At 69.8% G+C, this 14,530-nt stretch carries 16 protein-coding genes; 10 read left to right on the forward strand and 6 right to left on the reverse strand.

Annotated features, from left to right (window positions below; genetic code table 11):
* Window positions 1-128: 128 nt before the first annotated feature.
* The 6 genes from BLR05_RS21380 to BLR05_RS21400 all read right to left on the reverse strand — a co-directional run bounded on the left by BLR05_RS21380 (window position 129) and on the right by BLR05_RS21400 (window position 4,615).
* Window positions 129-2,051, reverse strand: coding sequence for an asparagine synthetase B family protein (locus BLR05_RS21380; RefSeq protein ID WP_092838621.1), 1,923 nt, complete (start codon window positions 2,049-2,051; stop codon window positions 129-131).
* Window positions 2,052-2,086: 35 nt separating this feature from the next.
* Complete coding sequence (locus BLR05_RS26670) at window positions 2,087-2,242, reverse strand: hypothetical protein (RefSeq protein ID WP_167361314.1); 156 nt, start codon at window positions 2,240-2,242, stop codon at window positions 2,087-2,089.
* A gap of 100 nt (window positions 2,243-2,342) precedes the next feature.
* Window positions 2,343-2,885, reverse strand: coding sequence for a GNAT family N-acetyltransferase (locus BLR05_RS21385; RefSeq protein ID WP_092838624.1), 543 nt, complete (start codon window positions 2,883-2,885; stop codon window positions 2,343-2,345).
* Window positions 2,885-3,472, reverse strand: coding sequence for a phage tail protein (locus BLR05_RS21390; protein ID WP_092838627.1), 588 nt, complete (start codon window positions 3,470-3,472; stop codon window positions 2,885-2,887). Before BLR05_RS21390 ends, BLR05_RS21385 begins: the two co-directional genes overlap by 1 nt.
* Window positions 3,473-3,496: 24 nt before the next feature.
* The gene (locus BLR05_RS21395; protein ID WP_092838630.1) at window positions 3,497-4,048 is read right to left on the reverse strand and encodes a phage tail protein; all 552 of its coding nucleotides are present in this window, start codon (window positions 4,046-4,048) and stop codon (window positions 3,497-3,499) included.
* A gap of 27 nt (window positions 4,049-4,075) precedes the next feature.
* A complete protein-coding gene (locus tag BLR05_RS21400) occupies window positions 4,076-4,615 on the reverse strand; it encodes a phage tail protein (RefSeq protein WP_092838633.1) in 540 nt (179 codons plus the stop codon).
* A 377-nt stretch (window positions 4,616-4,992) separates the two neighbouring features.
* Between BLR05_RS21400 and BLR05_RS21405 the strand changes: the two genes are divergently transcribed.
* The 10 genes from BLR05_RS21405 to BLR05_RS21450 all read left to right on the forward strand — a co-directional run bounded on the left by BLR05_RS21405 (window position 4,993) and on the right by BLR05_RS21450 (window position 14,528).
* Window positions 4,993-5,697, forward strand: coding sequence for a class I SAM-dependent methyltransferase (locus BLR05_RS21405; RefSeq protein WP_208606043.1), 705 nt, complete (start codon window positions 4,993-4,995; stop codon window positions 5,695-5,697).
* A gap of 99 nt (window positions 5,698-5,796) precedes the next feature.
* The gene (locus tag BLR05_RS21410) at window positions 5,797-6,078 is read left to right on the forward strand and encodes a PqqD family protein (protein ID WP_092838636.1); all 282 of its coding nucleotides are present in this window, start codon (window positions 5,797-5,799) and stop codon (window positions 6,076-6,078) included.
* The gene (locus tag BLR05_RS21415) at window positions 6,075-6,983 is read left to right on the forward strand and encodes a phosphoenolpyruvate carboxykinase (ATP) (RefSeq protein WP_092838638.1); all 909 of its coding nucleotides are present in this window, start codon (window positions 6,075-6,077) and stop codon (window positions 6,981-6,983) included. Before BLR05_RS21410 ends, BLR05_RS21415 begins: the two co-directional genes overlap by 4 nt.
* On the forward strand, window positions 6,980-7,831 hold the full coding sequence (locus tag BLR05_RS21420; RefSeq protein ID WP_092838641.1) for a sulfotransferase domain-containing protein: 852 nt from the start codon (window positions 6,980-6,982) through the stop codon (window positions 7,829-7,831). The genes BLR05_RS21415 and BLR05_RS21420 overlap by 4 nt, the downstream gene beginning before the upstream one ends.
* Before the next feature lie 428 nt (window positions 7,832-8,259).
* Window positions 8,260-9,372 (forward strand): nucleotidyltransferase domain-containing protein, encoded by a 1,113-nt coding sequence (locus tag BLR05_RS21425; RefSeq protein ID WP_167361315.1) that lies wholly within the window; start codon window positions 8,260-8,262, stop codon window positions 9,370-9,372.
* Window positions 9,373-9,499: 127 nt separating this feature from the next.
* Window positions 9,500-9,976 (forward strand): lasso peptide biosynthesis B2 protein, encoded by a 477-nt coding sequence (locus BLR05_RS21430; RefSeq protein ID WP_092838647.1) that lies wholly within the window; start codon window positions 9,500-9,502, stop codon window positions 9,974-9,976.
* A complete protein-coding gene (locus tag BLR05_RS21435; RefSeq protein ID WP_092838650.1) occupies window positions 9,973-11,727 on the forward strand; it encodes an ABC transporter ATP-binding protein in 1,755 nt (584 codons plus the stop codon). The genes BLR05_RS21430 and BLR05_RS21435 overlap by 4 nt, the downstream gene beginning before the upstream one ends.
* Window positions 11,724-12,182 (forward strand): hypothetical protein, encoded by a 459-nt coding sequence (locus BLR05_RS26835; protein ID WP_208606045.1) that lies wholly within the window; start codon window positions 11,724-11,726, stop codon window positions 12,180-12,182. The genes BLR05_RS21435 and BLR05_RS26835 overlap by 4 nt, the downstream gene beginning before the upstream one ends.
* 139 nt (window positions 12,183-12,321) lie before the next feature.
* Window positions 12,322-13,575, forward strand: a complete 1,254-nt coding sequence (locus BLR05_RS21445) for a hypothetical protein (protein WP_092838653.1) — start codon at window positions 12,322-12,324, stop codon at window positions 13,573-13,575.
* Window positions 13,572-14,528 (forward strand): NAD-dependent epimerase/dehydratase family protein, encoded by a 957-nt coding sequence (locus BLR05_RS21450; RefSeq protein WP_092838656.1) that lies wholly within the window; start codon window positions 13,572-13,574, stop codon window positions 14,526-14,528. The genes BLR05_RS21445 and BLR05_RS21450 overlap by 4 nt, the downstream gene beginning before the upstream one ends.
* Window positions 14,529-14,530: the final 2 nt, after the last annotated feature.

A 14,530-nucleotide genomic window follows, 5' to 3' on the forward strand; every position in this document is an offset into this window, starting at 1 on the left:
TTGTGCGCCAGTCTTGCATACAAAAAATGTAGACAGTAAACGGCCGGGTCTGATGCGGGTAATCCCTGGTTACGTGTCGCCCAGGCGAAAAAAAGCCGGGCGGTGCCCGGCAACCTTGTAGGGGATGTTCAGACGTTGCGTTCGTGCCACGCCAGGAAGCCACCCACCTGCAGGCCGTAGCCCAGCATCTGAAGGTATTCCTCGCGCCGCGGCTCGGCCGCCTGCGCATCGGACGGCCAACGGTCCATCAACCCCTGCAGGCGGGGCAGGTCGAGCACCCGCCGGGCCAGCGCGGAGCCGTGCAGGGCATCGAGTTGCTGCTGCAGTGCCGGGCGCTGGGCGGTCAGGCGGGCGAACCAGTCTCCGTGCTGCACGCCCACCTGCCGGTTGGCATGGATCTCCGGCGGCGCGCCGCGCGCGGCCAGCAGGCGGCGAGGGAGGGAGCGGCTGACGCCGTCGCGCAGGAACTGGTCCAGCGGCAGGCTGCCGAAGAATTCGATGACCCGCCGGTCGGCGAGCGGCATGCGGACATCCACGCCGGAAATCGCGCGCAGCGTGCCCCACCCGTCCATGGCCCCGGCATGGCCGGTCAGCCATTCGCGCAGGGCGCGCACCGACCGATGGCGTCCGCCGAGGCGAAACCGGTAGCGGTCCCGGTCGAGATTCCGCTGCAGGCCGAGTTCATTGGCCAACTGCGGATGCAGTGCCGCGTATTGCGTCCAGAACGCCGCCGGCAGGCGGTGCCAGCGGCGCAGCACCGCGACGGGTGCGAACGGGCGCAGTACATGGCGTTGAGCGGCTTTGCGAAAAGTCAGGCCCTCGGCCCTCGCGAGCGAGCGGGTCTGTGCCAGCAGAGTGCGCCACTCGCGGCTGCGCAGCAGTTCCGGCAGGCGGGCCAGGCCGTCGTAGCTGTAGAAGGCATTGCCCATTTCGCCTCCCATCAGCACGTTCGCCCCGTGCTCGCGCATGAAGCGGTAGAAAGGGAAGAACCAGGCCATGTTCAATGGTGCACGCATCGGCTGGCCGTTTTCCTGCCACCAGCGCCCGGCGTCATATTCGCCCCAGTCGCCGGCATCGTCGCCTATCGTGTGCCAGTCAACGCCGGGATGGGTGGCGGCCAGCAGGCGCGCGCGGGGCGACTCGTCGTAGTAATGGGTCTCGCTCGCCGTCGCAGTGGCTGCGCGTGGCACCCGTGTGAGGGTGAGCAGGGGGGCCGGCGCCAGTTGTCTCGCCGCCGACAGCACCACCGAGCCGCTGTCGAGCCCGCCGGTCAGGCAGGCTGCCATCGGGCCACGGGCTCTCAGCGCATCGCCGACGGCACGGTCCAGCACCTCCGCCGCCGCGGCCTCGACATCGGCATCGCTGCCCAGGCGCAGCGACCCCGCTTCGGGCAGCGACCACCATCGCTCGGTGCGCAGAGTATCCGGCGTCAGATGCATGACATGCCCCGGCAGCACGCGGTCGATGGCCCGATACACCGTGCGGTGCGGCCTGCAGCGGTCCATGATCAACTGGTCGGCGAGCGCCTGTTCGTCCAGATGCCTGGGAATCTCCGGCAATGCCAGCAACGCCCGCACTCGGGTGGAAAAAGCGATGAGCCGCGCTCCGCGATGGACGAACAGCGAGCACTGGCCCACGGGGTCGCGCGCCAGCAGCAGCCGCCGCTGGTCCGGCCGGTACAGTGCCAGGGCAAAGGAACCGTGGATTCGCGGCAATGCCGCGGCATCCCAGCGCTGCAGTGCCTCCAGCAGCAGGCGGCCGTCCGGCCGCGATGGCGGGGATGCGGGTCCCAGCGCGGCGGCAAGCTCACTGCGAGCGGCCAACGTGACATCGGCGGACAGAACGGCGCCGGACGCCCCGGTGGCCGGCATTGCCTCGCCCTCGTCCTCCGGCGTGAAGAAGTGCTGGCGGTGCACGATGGCGATGTGGCCGCCGTGCCAGATGCGCGCGGGGCCTATCCCCCGCGCGTCCAGTGCGTTGCCCAGCCGTTCGATCAGGTCGTCCGGTACGGGCCGACCATCCAGGTGCCAGATGCCGGCGAAATCGCTCATCGGAAATTGGCCCGGCCGCGTCGGATCCGGACCCCTCAGGAGCCGGTCGTGGGCCCCCGGCCGTCATCGCCGACGGTGGCGTTGAGCGCCGTGTCGTCCATCGAAAGGAAAGAGACCACCGGAGTGGTCCAGGCCTTGCGGTCCGTCGGCTGCGAAGGCTCGCCAGGTGCTGTGGATTCGTGGTCGTTCATGCGGAACCTCTCTGGCTGTCGGATTGCGGGTCGCGGCAACTGCCGCGGGTGTTCCTTATCATAAATGGCGTGGCCAGGCACGTCCTGGACGAGGGAGGGTTCAGGGTGCGGCGTGCACTCCAGAAAGGAGCGTGGAAGCCGCGGCCCAGGCCATGTGCCAGCCGATGCCGGTGTCGGCGAGGGGGCAGAAGCCGAGCCGGCGGTAAAGCCCGGCAGCCGGATTGCCCTTGCCCACTTCCAGCAGCACCCGTCGCCCATCCATCGCCGCCTGGTCCTGCAAAGCCCCGATCAGGGCCGTTCCCAGGCCCTGGCCGCGGTATTGTGGCGACAGCAGGATGTCCAGCAGGCCCAGGTCGCCGGCCTCGCTGCGGCCCAGATAGAGCCGGCCCGCTGTCTGTTCCTGGTGCATCAGCACCAGGAACAGCACCTGCGGATGGGCGCTCGCGTAATGGCGCCGCTGCGCGTCGAACTGCTGGTCGAGCAACGCCGCCTTCGCCGCATCGTCCCACGGCAGCATGGCGAACTCGGCCCATCGCTGGTGCCGGAACAGCGCGCGCAGCGCCGGCAGGTCCGCCACGCGCTCCTCGTGCAGCGTGATGCCCCGCGCCAGCAGCGGCGCCGGGCAGGCGAACCGCAGCGGCATCACGGCCTGGGCGGATAGACGCCGTCGGTGGCGCAGATGCAATAGCGCAACGTGGTGAACGGCTGCCGGTTCTCATGCGCCTGCGCCGCCGCCGCGGTGGACGGGAACGGCGTCAGCGCGGTGGACTGCAACTGCACGATCGGCGTCGTGCTGTTCGGCGCATAGGCGCTGTTGGTCGTCGGTGGCGAGGTGGTTGGATCGAGCAAGCGCGACAGGTACGCGTTGCCGCTCGGCGCACTGCCGGATGCGCCTGGCGCAGTACCGGGCGGCATGAACTTGCTGGTGATGGTGTGGGTGTGCGCGGGCAACTGCGTCGGCGACACCAGCGCGACGCTGTCCGCCCCCTGCAGCTGGCCGATCGCATAGCTGCTCAAGCCCGGCCCCTGGCCCTGGCCGACCGCGGCACGGCCACGCAGATCGGGCAGGCCAAAGGTCGTGCGGTTGTCGCCGCCGTATGTGAATCCGATGACTGCGAAAAGTGCCTGATACTGCTGCAGGCTGACGAGCTGGCCCATGCAGTCGAGCCAGCCTTCCGGAGCGAAGTTGTAGGGAAACGCGCGGATTTCACCGATGAAGCTATTGGACATGTCGAACTCCTTTGCGAAGGCCGATCACGGCCGGTCCGGGAACAATCCGTTCAGGCAGATCAGGTAGTTCAGCGTCTGCGTCGCCATGCGGTTGTCGTGCGGCTGGCCGGCCCCGCTCGGGTTCACGGCATTGACTGCCAGGGTATTGACCGCAGGCGTGCTTCCGCTGGGCGGCGTGAAGTACGGCGCATCGCCGTTCTGTCCGATGGCAGGCAACTGGCCGGCGGGCGTCAGCGCCGTGGCCGGCGTGTTGAGCGCCTGCAAGGTGTGCCGGTGCGCGGGCATTTCGGCCACCTGCAGGGCCACCGTCTCGGTGCCGAGCCTCTGCCCCAGCACCCGCGCGGTCAATTGCGGCGCCGGAGCACGAGCCACGCCCTGGCCCTGGCCGATCGCCAGCCTGCCGCGCAGGTCCGGCAGATTGAAGGTGGTTCTCGCATCGCCGCCGTACGTGGTGCCGATCAGTGCGTACAGGGCCTGGTAGCTGTTGATCTGCAACTGGCGCCCGTCGCAGAACGCCCAGCCTTCGGGCTCGTAGTTGCCGGCGAACAGGATGATCTGACCGGTATAGGCTTCCATGGTGTCGTTCCTCTTGTAGTCAGACCATCAGGCGCGCTGCGGGTAGAGGCCCACCGTGCAGATGCAGAAATTCAGCACCAGAGACGGCTGCATGTTGTTGTGCGTGGCGTTGGCACCTTCCTGGCTCACCGAGTCGGCGGCCAGCCCCACCGCTGGACCGGCTGGCGCATACAGGTTGTGCGGAGCGGCGGGCTGGGCAGGCAGGACATTGGACGTGGTCACGACTGCGCCGGTGGTTGCCGCAGCACCGACTGCATTCACGGAATGCGAATGGGGTGGCACCTGCGCCGCCGTCAGCGCGACGCCTTCCAGCCCGCCGTAGTTCCCGACCGCGTAGGTCACCGGCGGCGATGTCAGCGGATTGACACCCTGGCTGACCGGCACGCGGCCGCGCAGGTCGGGCAGGTTGAAGTTGGTCTTGCCGTCGCCACCGAACTGGTTGCCCAGCAGCGATGCCAGCGCCTGATTGCCCTGGATCGTCAGCGTGCGGCCGTCGCACGGCAACCATCCCCTGGGTGTCCAGTCGAACGGAAACAAACGGATTTCGCCAATGTATGCGTCGGACATCAAGTTCCTCCTCGGATGCGAACATCACCGCCCGGGATGCCACGATCGCGGCCGCCCGGACCCCTCCAAATCTCCTGGCTGCGCATGCGTCGCACTGCGCGCCGGACGCCATGCTACATGGGGTCCGTGCCACCGGGGCCCAGGTTTACACCGACGTGGGCACTCGCGCAGGGCCGGACCGGGCGCCGTGGCTCGATCGGTATCGGCTGCGACGCATTCCGTATCATCGGCCCCACGACCGCCGCCGGACTCCCGATGCCAAACCTGTCGCGCCATCTTTCTGTGACCACCCGGCATGTCCCGTGCTTCGCCGGATGCCGCCGCGCGGCCACGCGGCCATGAGCCCGCCCGGGCGACCCTGGCGCCGACTGCAGGCAATGACCGGCCTGCGCCTGCTGTACCGTGCCTTGCGCAGCCGCGAAGGACGCGGCTATGCGTGGCTGCGAATCACCTCGCCCGAGCCGCTCTTCCAGGACTACGGCACCACGTCCGCAGACCGCTATCCAAGCCTCTTCGGGTTCGTCCAGGAATCCTTGTCCGGCACTGCGGCCCCCCGGCTGCTGTCGTTCGGCTGCTCGACCGGGGAGGAAGCCGCAAGCCTGCGCCGGTACTTCCCGGACGGGCTGATCACCGGACTGGACATCCATCCGGGCCATATCGCCACCTGCTGCCAGCGGCTCCGCACCCGGCCCGACCCCGGCATGCGGTTCCGCGTGGCGGGCAGCACGGCCGCGGAGGCGGACGCCGCCTACGACGCCGTCTTCTGCCTTGCGGTGCTGCGCCGGGGTGACCTGGCCCGGCACACTGGCGAGCGCTGTGACCATCTCATCCGTTTCGAGGATTTCGATGCGCAACTGGAGGATTTCGCGCGCTGCCTGCGGCCCGGTGGACTGCTGGTGCTGCGCCATTCCAATTTCCGACTCCGCGATGCAGGTGCCGCCCGCTGGTTCGAGCCGGTCCTGCGCATGCCGGAGGCGCCGCGCGCGGACACACCGCTGTTCGGGCCGGACAACCGGCGGCTGCGGGAGCAGGCCTACGGCGAAGTCGTGTTTCGACGCCTCGCCTGCCCCCTGGGCGGCTGACGTTCGAGGCGATCGCCGCCGCGCGCGCCGCGCGTCGATAGAATTCCTCAACGACGCTCCCTGGGCGATGTCCCCCCTTCCCGAAGAAAGATGCAGTGGATGAACGTTGAACCGGATGCCCTGATCGCCCGTGCGCCCGATTGCCTTGCCGCAGACATGGGCGAAGAGCTGGTCATCATGATCGCCGGGCGCGGCACTTATCTGGCGCTGGATTCGGTCGGTCGTGACGTCTGGTCGTGCATCGCCCTGCCCTGTTCGTTCCCGGCGCTGTGCGACTGCCTGGAGGGAATCTACGCGGGCGCCAGGGCCGCCATCGAGGCCGACGTGGCAGCGCTGCTCGGCAAGCTGCAGGAAGCTGGCGCGGTGGAGATCCGCCGGTGAGTCTCCACCATTACCAGTTGTGCGGATGGCACGTCCGCAGCGGCATCGCGCTGCCGGAGCTGCCGCCATGGCCCGGAGCCCTGGAAGCGCCGGAGGATATCTCCATCGAGGAAGGGCCGGTCCCGGACCGGCTCGATGCCTGCATGCAGGAACCCTCCTGGCTGGAGGTGGGCGGGGATGGCACGGTCCTCATGCAGATCCCGGACCTGGTGCGCATCCACGTCCAGGGCGGGCGAAACATCCGCGTGCAGCGGTTGCGTCCGGACGATGCGGGCTGGCGCCTGTTCCTCCTTGGATCGGCACTGGCCTATCTGTGCCTGCAGCGCGGACTCTTCCCGCTGCATGCCGCCTGCTTGCGCATGGGGACGCGAACGCTGGCCATCGCGGGCCACGGTGGTGCCGGCAAGTCGACGCTGGCGGCTGTGCTGCTGCGACGGGGGCATGGCCTGCTCGGGGACGACCTCGCCGTGCTGGATGTGGCCGGCGGCGGTGGCCGTATCGAGGTACTTCCGGCATTCCCACGCCTCAAGCTCTGGCGCGAAGCCATGGATGCGCTGCGGATTCCGGGCGAAGGTGCGCCGCGGGTGCGCGAGGGGATGGACAAGTACGATCTGCGGCCGCAAGCGGGCTTCGATCCCGCTCCTGCGCCGCTCTGCGCCGTGCTGGTGCTGCGGGAAGGATCCGAAGTGGCTCTGCAGCGGCTTTCGCCTGCCGCCGCCGTGCCCGCCCTCCATGGGCACCTCGCGAGGCCTCGAGTGGCTGCGCGCATGGGCCTGCGGGATGCCCTTTTCGGCCAGGCCGCGTCCATCGGTCGCGTGGTGCCGGTCTGGACGCTGCAGCGTCCGCGCAGCTTCGATGCACTGGACGCCACGGCGGATCTGGTCGAGGCGCACTTCCGTACATGACGCGCCGCGGCATCTTCTGGATCGCTTCGTATCCCAAGTCCGGCAATACCTGGGTCCGGTGCCTGATCGCCAGCCTGCAGTCCGGCGGTGCGCCCGTGCGGCTGGGCGGGCTGGGCGATACCGTGCCCAACTCCGCCGCGCGCGCCTGGATCGAGGCATGCATCGATGTGGGCAGCGGGGACATGCTGGCGTCCGAATTGAATGCGATGCGCGCCCAGTCCCACCGTGAGGAGGGCGCGCGGCGCCTTTGCATTCTCAAGGTGCACGATCGTTACGACCCGGGGCTGTTCCCTGCAGAGGTGACCCTTGGGACGATCCACATCGTGCGCGACCCCCGCGACGTGGCGCCCTCCTGGGCAGACCACATGGGGGTGGACGTGGACACGGCCATTGCCCGCATGGCGGACGATGCACTGACCCTGAGCCGCAGCATTGACTCTTTCCGGCCCCAGGCACCCCAGCGGTTCGGGTCGTGGTCCGGGCACGTGCGTTCCTGGCTGGACGATGCGCCGGGTCCCCGGCTGCTGCTGCGCTACGAAGCGCTGCTGGCCGATCCGCTGGGTGAAGCCGCGCGGCTTTCTCGCTTCATGGGTCTGTCGGTGGATGCGGATTGCGTGGCCCGCGCCGTGGATGCCTGCGATTTCGAGGCCTTGCGCGGCATCGAGGAGCGCGAGGGGTTCTCCGAGCGCCAAAAGGGGCAGCGGCGGTTTTTCCGGCAGGGCCGCTCCGGCGCATGGCGCGGCGTGCTGCAACCTGATCAGGCAGGACGGATCATGGGGGACCACGGGGCCATGATGCGGAGGCTGGGCTACGGTGCGGACACGTTGGCGGATCCTGTGCAGGCGTGAAGCGCGAAGCACCCCTTGCTGAACCTCTGCCGACGCGAGCGATCCTGCAGGCCGGCCTGCGCCGTGGAGAGTGCAAGCCGATTCCACTGTCCCTCATGGTCTCTGCATTGCTCTGCTGTGGGGTGCCGTTATGCTGGCCCCGATGCGCGGGGTCCTGCAGGCAGCGCGCACTGCCGAGTCATCCTTGGAGGAGGGGAAGAAATCAAAACCGTTCGTTTGCCAGACAGGTCGGCACCGAGTGCGCCCAGGGCCGCCGCGGGGCCGGTGGGTGGTTGCCTTGCGGGCGGGCTGCGGCCAGACTTGCCCAGGGAGCTTCCAGCCCCCGGACGGCCGGGTGGACGGGAGTGAGCCCGGTGAGGGCTACGTCGAGCCGCGGCGCTTCCGGCGACCATGTCAGCTGGTCTCCTGCATTCGCATGCATTCTTCGCATGTGGCAGGGAGAGGCTTGCAATGACCGTTGTCACGGCATCGAGGAGGAGGCTTTCATGCACGCGCTGGCGCGGCACCGGATGGCGCTGGCGCTGCCCTCCGCGGGCCGGCTCGATGCTCTCCTGCCGTCGAAGCTATGCAGGGCATTGCGTGAACGCCAGCGCAGCATGGCCCTGCGCGCGCTGCAGCACACTGCGGCTGTGCGCGGCATCGTTGATGCGCTGCGGGGGGCCGGCATCCGGTTCTGCCTGGTCAAGGGCCAGGGGTATGCAGCGCTTTTCGGCGATCCCCTGCGCCGCGAGGCGAGCGACATCGACGTGCTGGTCGATCCGGAGAGCGTCGCCCGGGCACTGCCGCCGCTGCAGGCCATCGGCTACCTGCCCGACTCCGCGGCGGTGGCGGACCTGGACCGCTACGGCATCCACCACCATGACCTGCCGCTGCGCCATGCCGCCACGGGGGTGGTGGTGGAACTGCACCTGCGGCTCGCCAACCGGCGAAGCCAGTTCCGCCTGGAAGGGGCGGCGCTCTGGGAGCGGCATGTCACCACGGTGAGGCTGGGCGGAACCGAGGTTCTCACGCTGGCGCCACCTGCCGCCGTGGCCTATGCCGCATTCCATGGCACCAAGCACCACTGGCACCGTGCCTTCTGGCTGGTGGACATGGCCCTGGCGTTGCGCAGTACCACGCTGGACTGGGACGCCACGCTCGCGCTGGCCCGGCAGTTGGGCGTCGAGCGTTCCCTGGCGATGGCCGCGTTGCTCGTGGAGGCCACGCTGGGCGTGGAGGTGCCTGCCGTGCTGCGCGGGCAGCCCGCGTTGCTGCACGCGGCCCGTCCCGCGGCCGATGCGCTGCTGCCGCACCTGGATGCGCTGGGCTCCGACCGCGGCGCGGAACTGGCGGCGAGGATGGGCGGTATTGGCTACCTGCGTTGGCTGGTGTCGCTGCAGTCGGGCTGGCGCGGGCGCCTGCGGCTGGTCGCTGTCCTGCTGGCCCCCACCGACGATGATCGCGCCGCGCTGGCCCTGCCCAGCCCGCTGGAGTGGGCCTATCCGGTGGTGCGGGCCTTGCGGCTGGCCGCGCGCCACCTCGCCAGGCGCCGGCGCGTCTGACGGTGCGAGGCCACCTGGATGCAGCGTCTTTCTCCTGCGTTGTGCGAGCCCGCCGTATCCGCTGTAATGCGTGGCATTCCCTGCGTGGCGGCGTGCCGCCTGCATTCTTCCGAACGGATGTCCCTGCGTGTCTGATGTGCTGCCCCTGAGGCGCCTGCGTGCGTTCCTGCGCCTTCCGCGTTTCGAGCGCTGCCTGTTCTTCCCGGCCTGGCTGCTGCTGGGGCTTGCGCGGGTGGCCGTCCTCTGCCTGGGGTTCCGGCGGCTCGCACCCTGGCTGGGGCGCGCGGTCGCCGAGACGCCGTCCCTGCCCCCCCTGGAGCAGCGCGGATGGAGGCGCGCACAGCAAATCGGCCGCACATTGCGCCTGGCCGCGCGGCACACGCCCTGGCAGTCGAACTGCCTGGCCCAGGCGCTGGCGGCGCGCTGTCTGCTCGGAGTGTTCGGGATTCCCCATGCGGTGTGTTTCGGTGTGGCGCGCTTGGACGCGTCGCAACTGCAGGCGCATGCCTGGGTCGTCGCAGGGCAGGGTTTCGTGACCGGTGGCGTCGGCGCGCAGCGCTTCACCTGCACGGGATGCTTCGTCGTCGGTGCGGAGGGCGCGTGACGGGACCTTGGAAGGCATTGGCACGGCTCCTGGCCTGGGCGCCGGCGCGCTGGCGCGTGGCGTTGTTCCTGCTGATGCTGGTGGCAGGCGCCACCGAGGGCATCGGCGTGCTGTTGCTCGTGCCCCTGCTGGGGATGTTGCAGGGTGATTCCGTGGCGGCATCGGGCGCCGCCGCGCGGGGCGTCGTCCAGGCCGGGGCATCGCTGGGCCTGCCCTCGGGGGCGCCGCTGCCGTTGCTGGCACTGTTCTGTGCGCTGATCCTGCTGCGCAACGCGATCCAGTATGCACGGGAGTGCGCCGCTGCGCGGTTGCAGCAACAGGTGGCGGATCGGCTGCGCGAGGCCAGCTTCTCGGCACTGCTCGGTGCGCAGTGGCGCTGGGTGGTCGCGCAGCGCACGGCGGAGCAGGCGAACCTCCTGCTCAGCGACGTCGCGCGCATCGGCATCGGCCTGGGCCACGGCATGGGCATGCTGGCGTCTCTGGCCACCGCTGCGGTATATCTGCTTGCCGCGTTCGCGCTGCACTGGAGGCTGGCGCTCGCCAGCGCCCTGGGTGGCGCGCTGCTGCTGGCCCTGCTGGCAGGGCACCGGCGCGGGGTGATGGCCCTGGGGCGGCAGCTCACCGTGGCGAGCCAGCGTCTGCACGCCAGCCTGCACGGCAGCCTGGCCGGATTGCGTCTGGCCAAGATCCTGGGCGCAGAGGAGCGTTACCGGGCCTGGGTCGCGGGCGACGCGGGCCGGCTGCGCGACCAGCAACTGCGTTTCGCCACGGGGCTGAGCCTGTCGAAGGCCCTGCTGCACAGCGCCGGCGCGCTGCTGCTGGCGACCTATGTCTACCTGGGGCTGCGGGTGTGGGCCGTGCCGGTTGCCGAGCTGCTCACGCTGGTGCTGGTGTTCGCCCGCCTCCTGCCATTGCTGGCGACGGGTCACCAGCAACTGCAGATGTGGCTGCATGCGGCGCCAGCCTTCGCCGGGGTGGAGCGCCAGCTGGCCGAGGCCCGCGCCTGGGCCGAACCGGAAGGGGGCGCCCAGCAGGCGGTGCCCGCCGCACGGACAGCGATAGCCCTGCGCGGCGTCGTAGTGCGCTACGAAGGCCGTGAGGTCCGGACGCTGGACGATGTCTCGCTGACGTTGCCTGTACGGACGACCACCGCCATCGTCGGCGCCTCCGGTGCCGGCAAGAGTACCCTGGCCGACGTGCTGTGCGGATTGCTGGGCCCGGACGGGGGCGCGCTGGAAGTCGATGGCGTGCCGCTGGACGCCCGTGAACGCCGTGCCTGGCGGCGTGCCGTCGCCTATGTGTCGCAGGACACTTTCCTGTTCAACGACAGCGTGCGCAGCAATCTGCTGCTGGCCGCGCCCGATGCCGATGACGAAGCATTGCGACGCGCCCTGGAACAGGCCTGTGCGCAGTTCGTGCATGCCCTGCCGCAGGGGTGGGACACGGTGGTGGGGGAGCGCGGCGCGCAGCTGTCCGGCGGCGAGCGGCAGCGCATCGCGCTGGCGCGCGCGCTGCTGCAGCGACCGGCGCTGCTGATCCTCGACGAGGCCACCAGCGCGCTGGACCACGACAACGAAGCGCGCGTACGCGAAGCCATCGAGCGGCTACATGGCGACTTGACCGTGGTCGTCATCGGCCATCGGATCGCCCTGCTGGAGCAGGCCGACCGTGTCGTGCTGCTGGAGCGGGGACGCATCCGCGTGCAGGGGCGGTGGGATGAGGTGGCACCGCACTGGATGGGTGCGCGGTGAGCATGCCGGACAGGATGCGCGCATGGCGCCGGCTGCTTCCTGCGCACCGGCATGCAGGCGCGTGCGCGCTGTCGGCACAGTGGTTGTCCGTTGTCTTCGTTGCGGCCGTGTCCCTGGCACTGTCGGTATGGCCGGCCCGGTGCATGGAGCCGTCGGGGTTCGGCCGCTATGCCTATCTGCTGAACCTGGCGACGCTGCTGGCGCTGGTGCGGGATGCCGGCCTGCGCACCCTCGTGATGCGCGAACGCGTGGCGTGCTGCCGCCCCATTGGCGCTGTTCTTTTTTTCGGCGCCTGCGGCTCGCCCGCCCGCATGCCGTCACCGCGCAGCGGCCGTACGCCAGGACGTCGCCGGCCGCCGTCGGGGTGGGTTCGGGTCTTGCCGTGGCTGGCTGGCCTGCTGTCCGGAGCGGCATACCGCGCAGTGGGGGAGGGCTGGCGGCCCGCAGTTTCCTGACACTTCTGCATGCCTGTGGATATGGTACAACCTGCTACATCCCTTCCGCCGCGCTGGAGGTTCCGCGCGCTTGGCCGACTGGCGCCATGCCGATGCAGCCCAGGCGTTCAGACATGCCGCCACCCATCCGATACCAACAATGAACGACGTGCGTGAGCGAAGCGGCGATGTGTCGCTGGGTGATCTGCTGCTGGAGCTGCTGCGCTTCTATCGCGACTTCGGTTTGCTGCTGGTGCCGGTAGCGCTGGTGGCTGCACTGGTGGCTGGTGGGCTGGCCCTGCGCTACCCGCTCTACGGCGCCACCGCGCTGCTGGAGACGCCTCAGATGTCGCTGGACCAGTGGCGCAGGCTGCTGCCCATGCTGTCGGACCGCCAGCTGGTGGCGGCCACGCTGGCCGATGCCTCCCTGCCCGACGGCGCGGCTCCCCGGCTGCAAAGGCCGTTCCAGCAGCCGCGCTACTGGAGCACGCGGGTGGGCTACCGCAGCACGGTGGGGCGGGACGATATCCGGGAGCAGATCAACATCGATCCCAAGAAAATCGGGGCACTGGGGCTGGAGGTTTCGCTCAATGTGCGCGACGAAGCCGCTGCGGCGCAGCAGTTCGCCGTGATCGCATCGCACATCCGCCAGGTCATGCTCTGGGGTGACCTGCGTGAATACCTGGACCGGCTGCGGCAGGAGGTGCTGGAACAGCGCTCGCAGCTGCAGATCGAGCAGATCCGGCGGCAGTTCGCCATCGAGCAGGGCCAGAAGCAGGTGGAGGACATGCACCGGCTGCTGCAGCAGTATCCGGAACTGCGCCGCAGCGAAGTGAACACGGTGGTGTCGGTGGGCGATGGCGGTGGGCGGTACCTGTCGCCGCTGGCCCAGATCGTGGCGCTGGAATCCACTATGTCCGATACCCGATCGCAGCTGCGCAAGGGGGTGCGTGAACTCGAGCAGCTGCAGTGGAAGCAGCGCTTCCTGGATCGCGTCGATGCGCGCCTGGATGGGCTGGCCTCGGGCAAGGAACTGGCCCGCTGGATGGAGCAGTGCCTGGCCGGCCTGTTCCCTGCCGATACCGCAGAGAACACGGCGCAGCGGCAGGCCGGCAGCGAGATCCGGATGAACCTGGAGCAGTCGCTCTCCAGGGCCGGTCAGCTGCGCTACAAGGCTTTGCCGGCGCTGCCGGTTGCACCGCTGCCATCGCGGCGCCATTCCTTCGTCGCCGCGGCGGTATTCGCCGGCACGCTCCTGGCGCTGTCCATGGCATTGGGAAGCTATGTGGCACTGCGCCGTGCGGGCGGGGCGCCGGGGACCTGGTCCGCCCGCCAGGATCCGCTCTTCGCCTGGCTGCCGGAGCGCCTGCGGCGCAGGCTGCCGGCGGGCGGGGCCGAGGGAGGCCGCGCGTGAGCCGGGTGCTGGTGACCGGTGCGGCCGGCATGATCGGGCGGCGGCTGGTGGCCGTGCTGCAGCAGCGCGGAGACACCGTCGCGGGCCTGGACGACCTGTCGAGTGGCATGGCGATGCCTCCGGGGCTGGAGGCCGCAGCGGTGGCGGACGTGCGCGACACCGCCGCGGTCACGTCGATGCTGCGCGACCTCCGGGCCGATGCGCTGGTGCACCTGGCCGCCGTGCACCACATTCCCACCTGCGAGACCCGGCGCATGCACTGCCTGCAGGTGAACGTGGTGGGAACCGAAAGCGTGCTGCAGGCGGCGGGCGAGGCGGATGTGCGGCAGGTGGTGATCGCTTCCAGCGGCGCGGTGTACGCCTGGGGTTGCGAAGCGCTGGCGGAAGACCACAGTCCCACGGAGGCGCGCGATAACTATGCGCTGTCCAAGCTGTGCAACGAGGGCCAGTTGCGCCTTTGGTGCGGCCTGGGCGCCGGGCGCCGCGGCCGCGTCGCGCGCCTGTTCAACTGCATTGCGCACGATGATCCGAATGCCCACCTGATCCCCGATGTGCTGGCGCAAATCAACGCCGACCCGTCGGCGGAGCCGCTGCTGCGGCTGGGCAACCTGGAGCCGCGCCGGGACTACATGCATGCCGACGAAGCCGCTGCGGGGCTGGCCGCATTGCTCGACGACGCCCGTGCCGACGCCGCATTCGACGTGTTCAACCTGTGCTCGGGCGTGGAGCATTCGGTGGGCGAGCTGGTGTCGGACATCGGCGCGCTGCTCGGACGCAGGCCCCGCGTGGAAGCGGACCCGCGGCGCAAGCGCCCCCATGACCGCGCGCACCAGCTGGGTGATCCGGCCAAGGCGGCAGCGCTGCTGGGCTGGAAAACCCGCTGGACCCTGCGCGAGGCGCTGGAGCGCACGCTGGCACCCCGGCGCGGCGCGATGGTCCGGCAAGGCTCGTGAGC

The sequence above is a fragment of the Paracidovorax cattleyae genome (assembly GCF_900104515.1).
Lineage (GTDB): Bacteria > Pseudomonadota > Gammaproteobacteria > Burkholderiales > Burkholderiaceae_C > Paracidovorax > Paracidovorax cattleyae.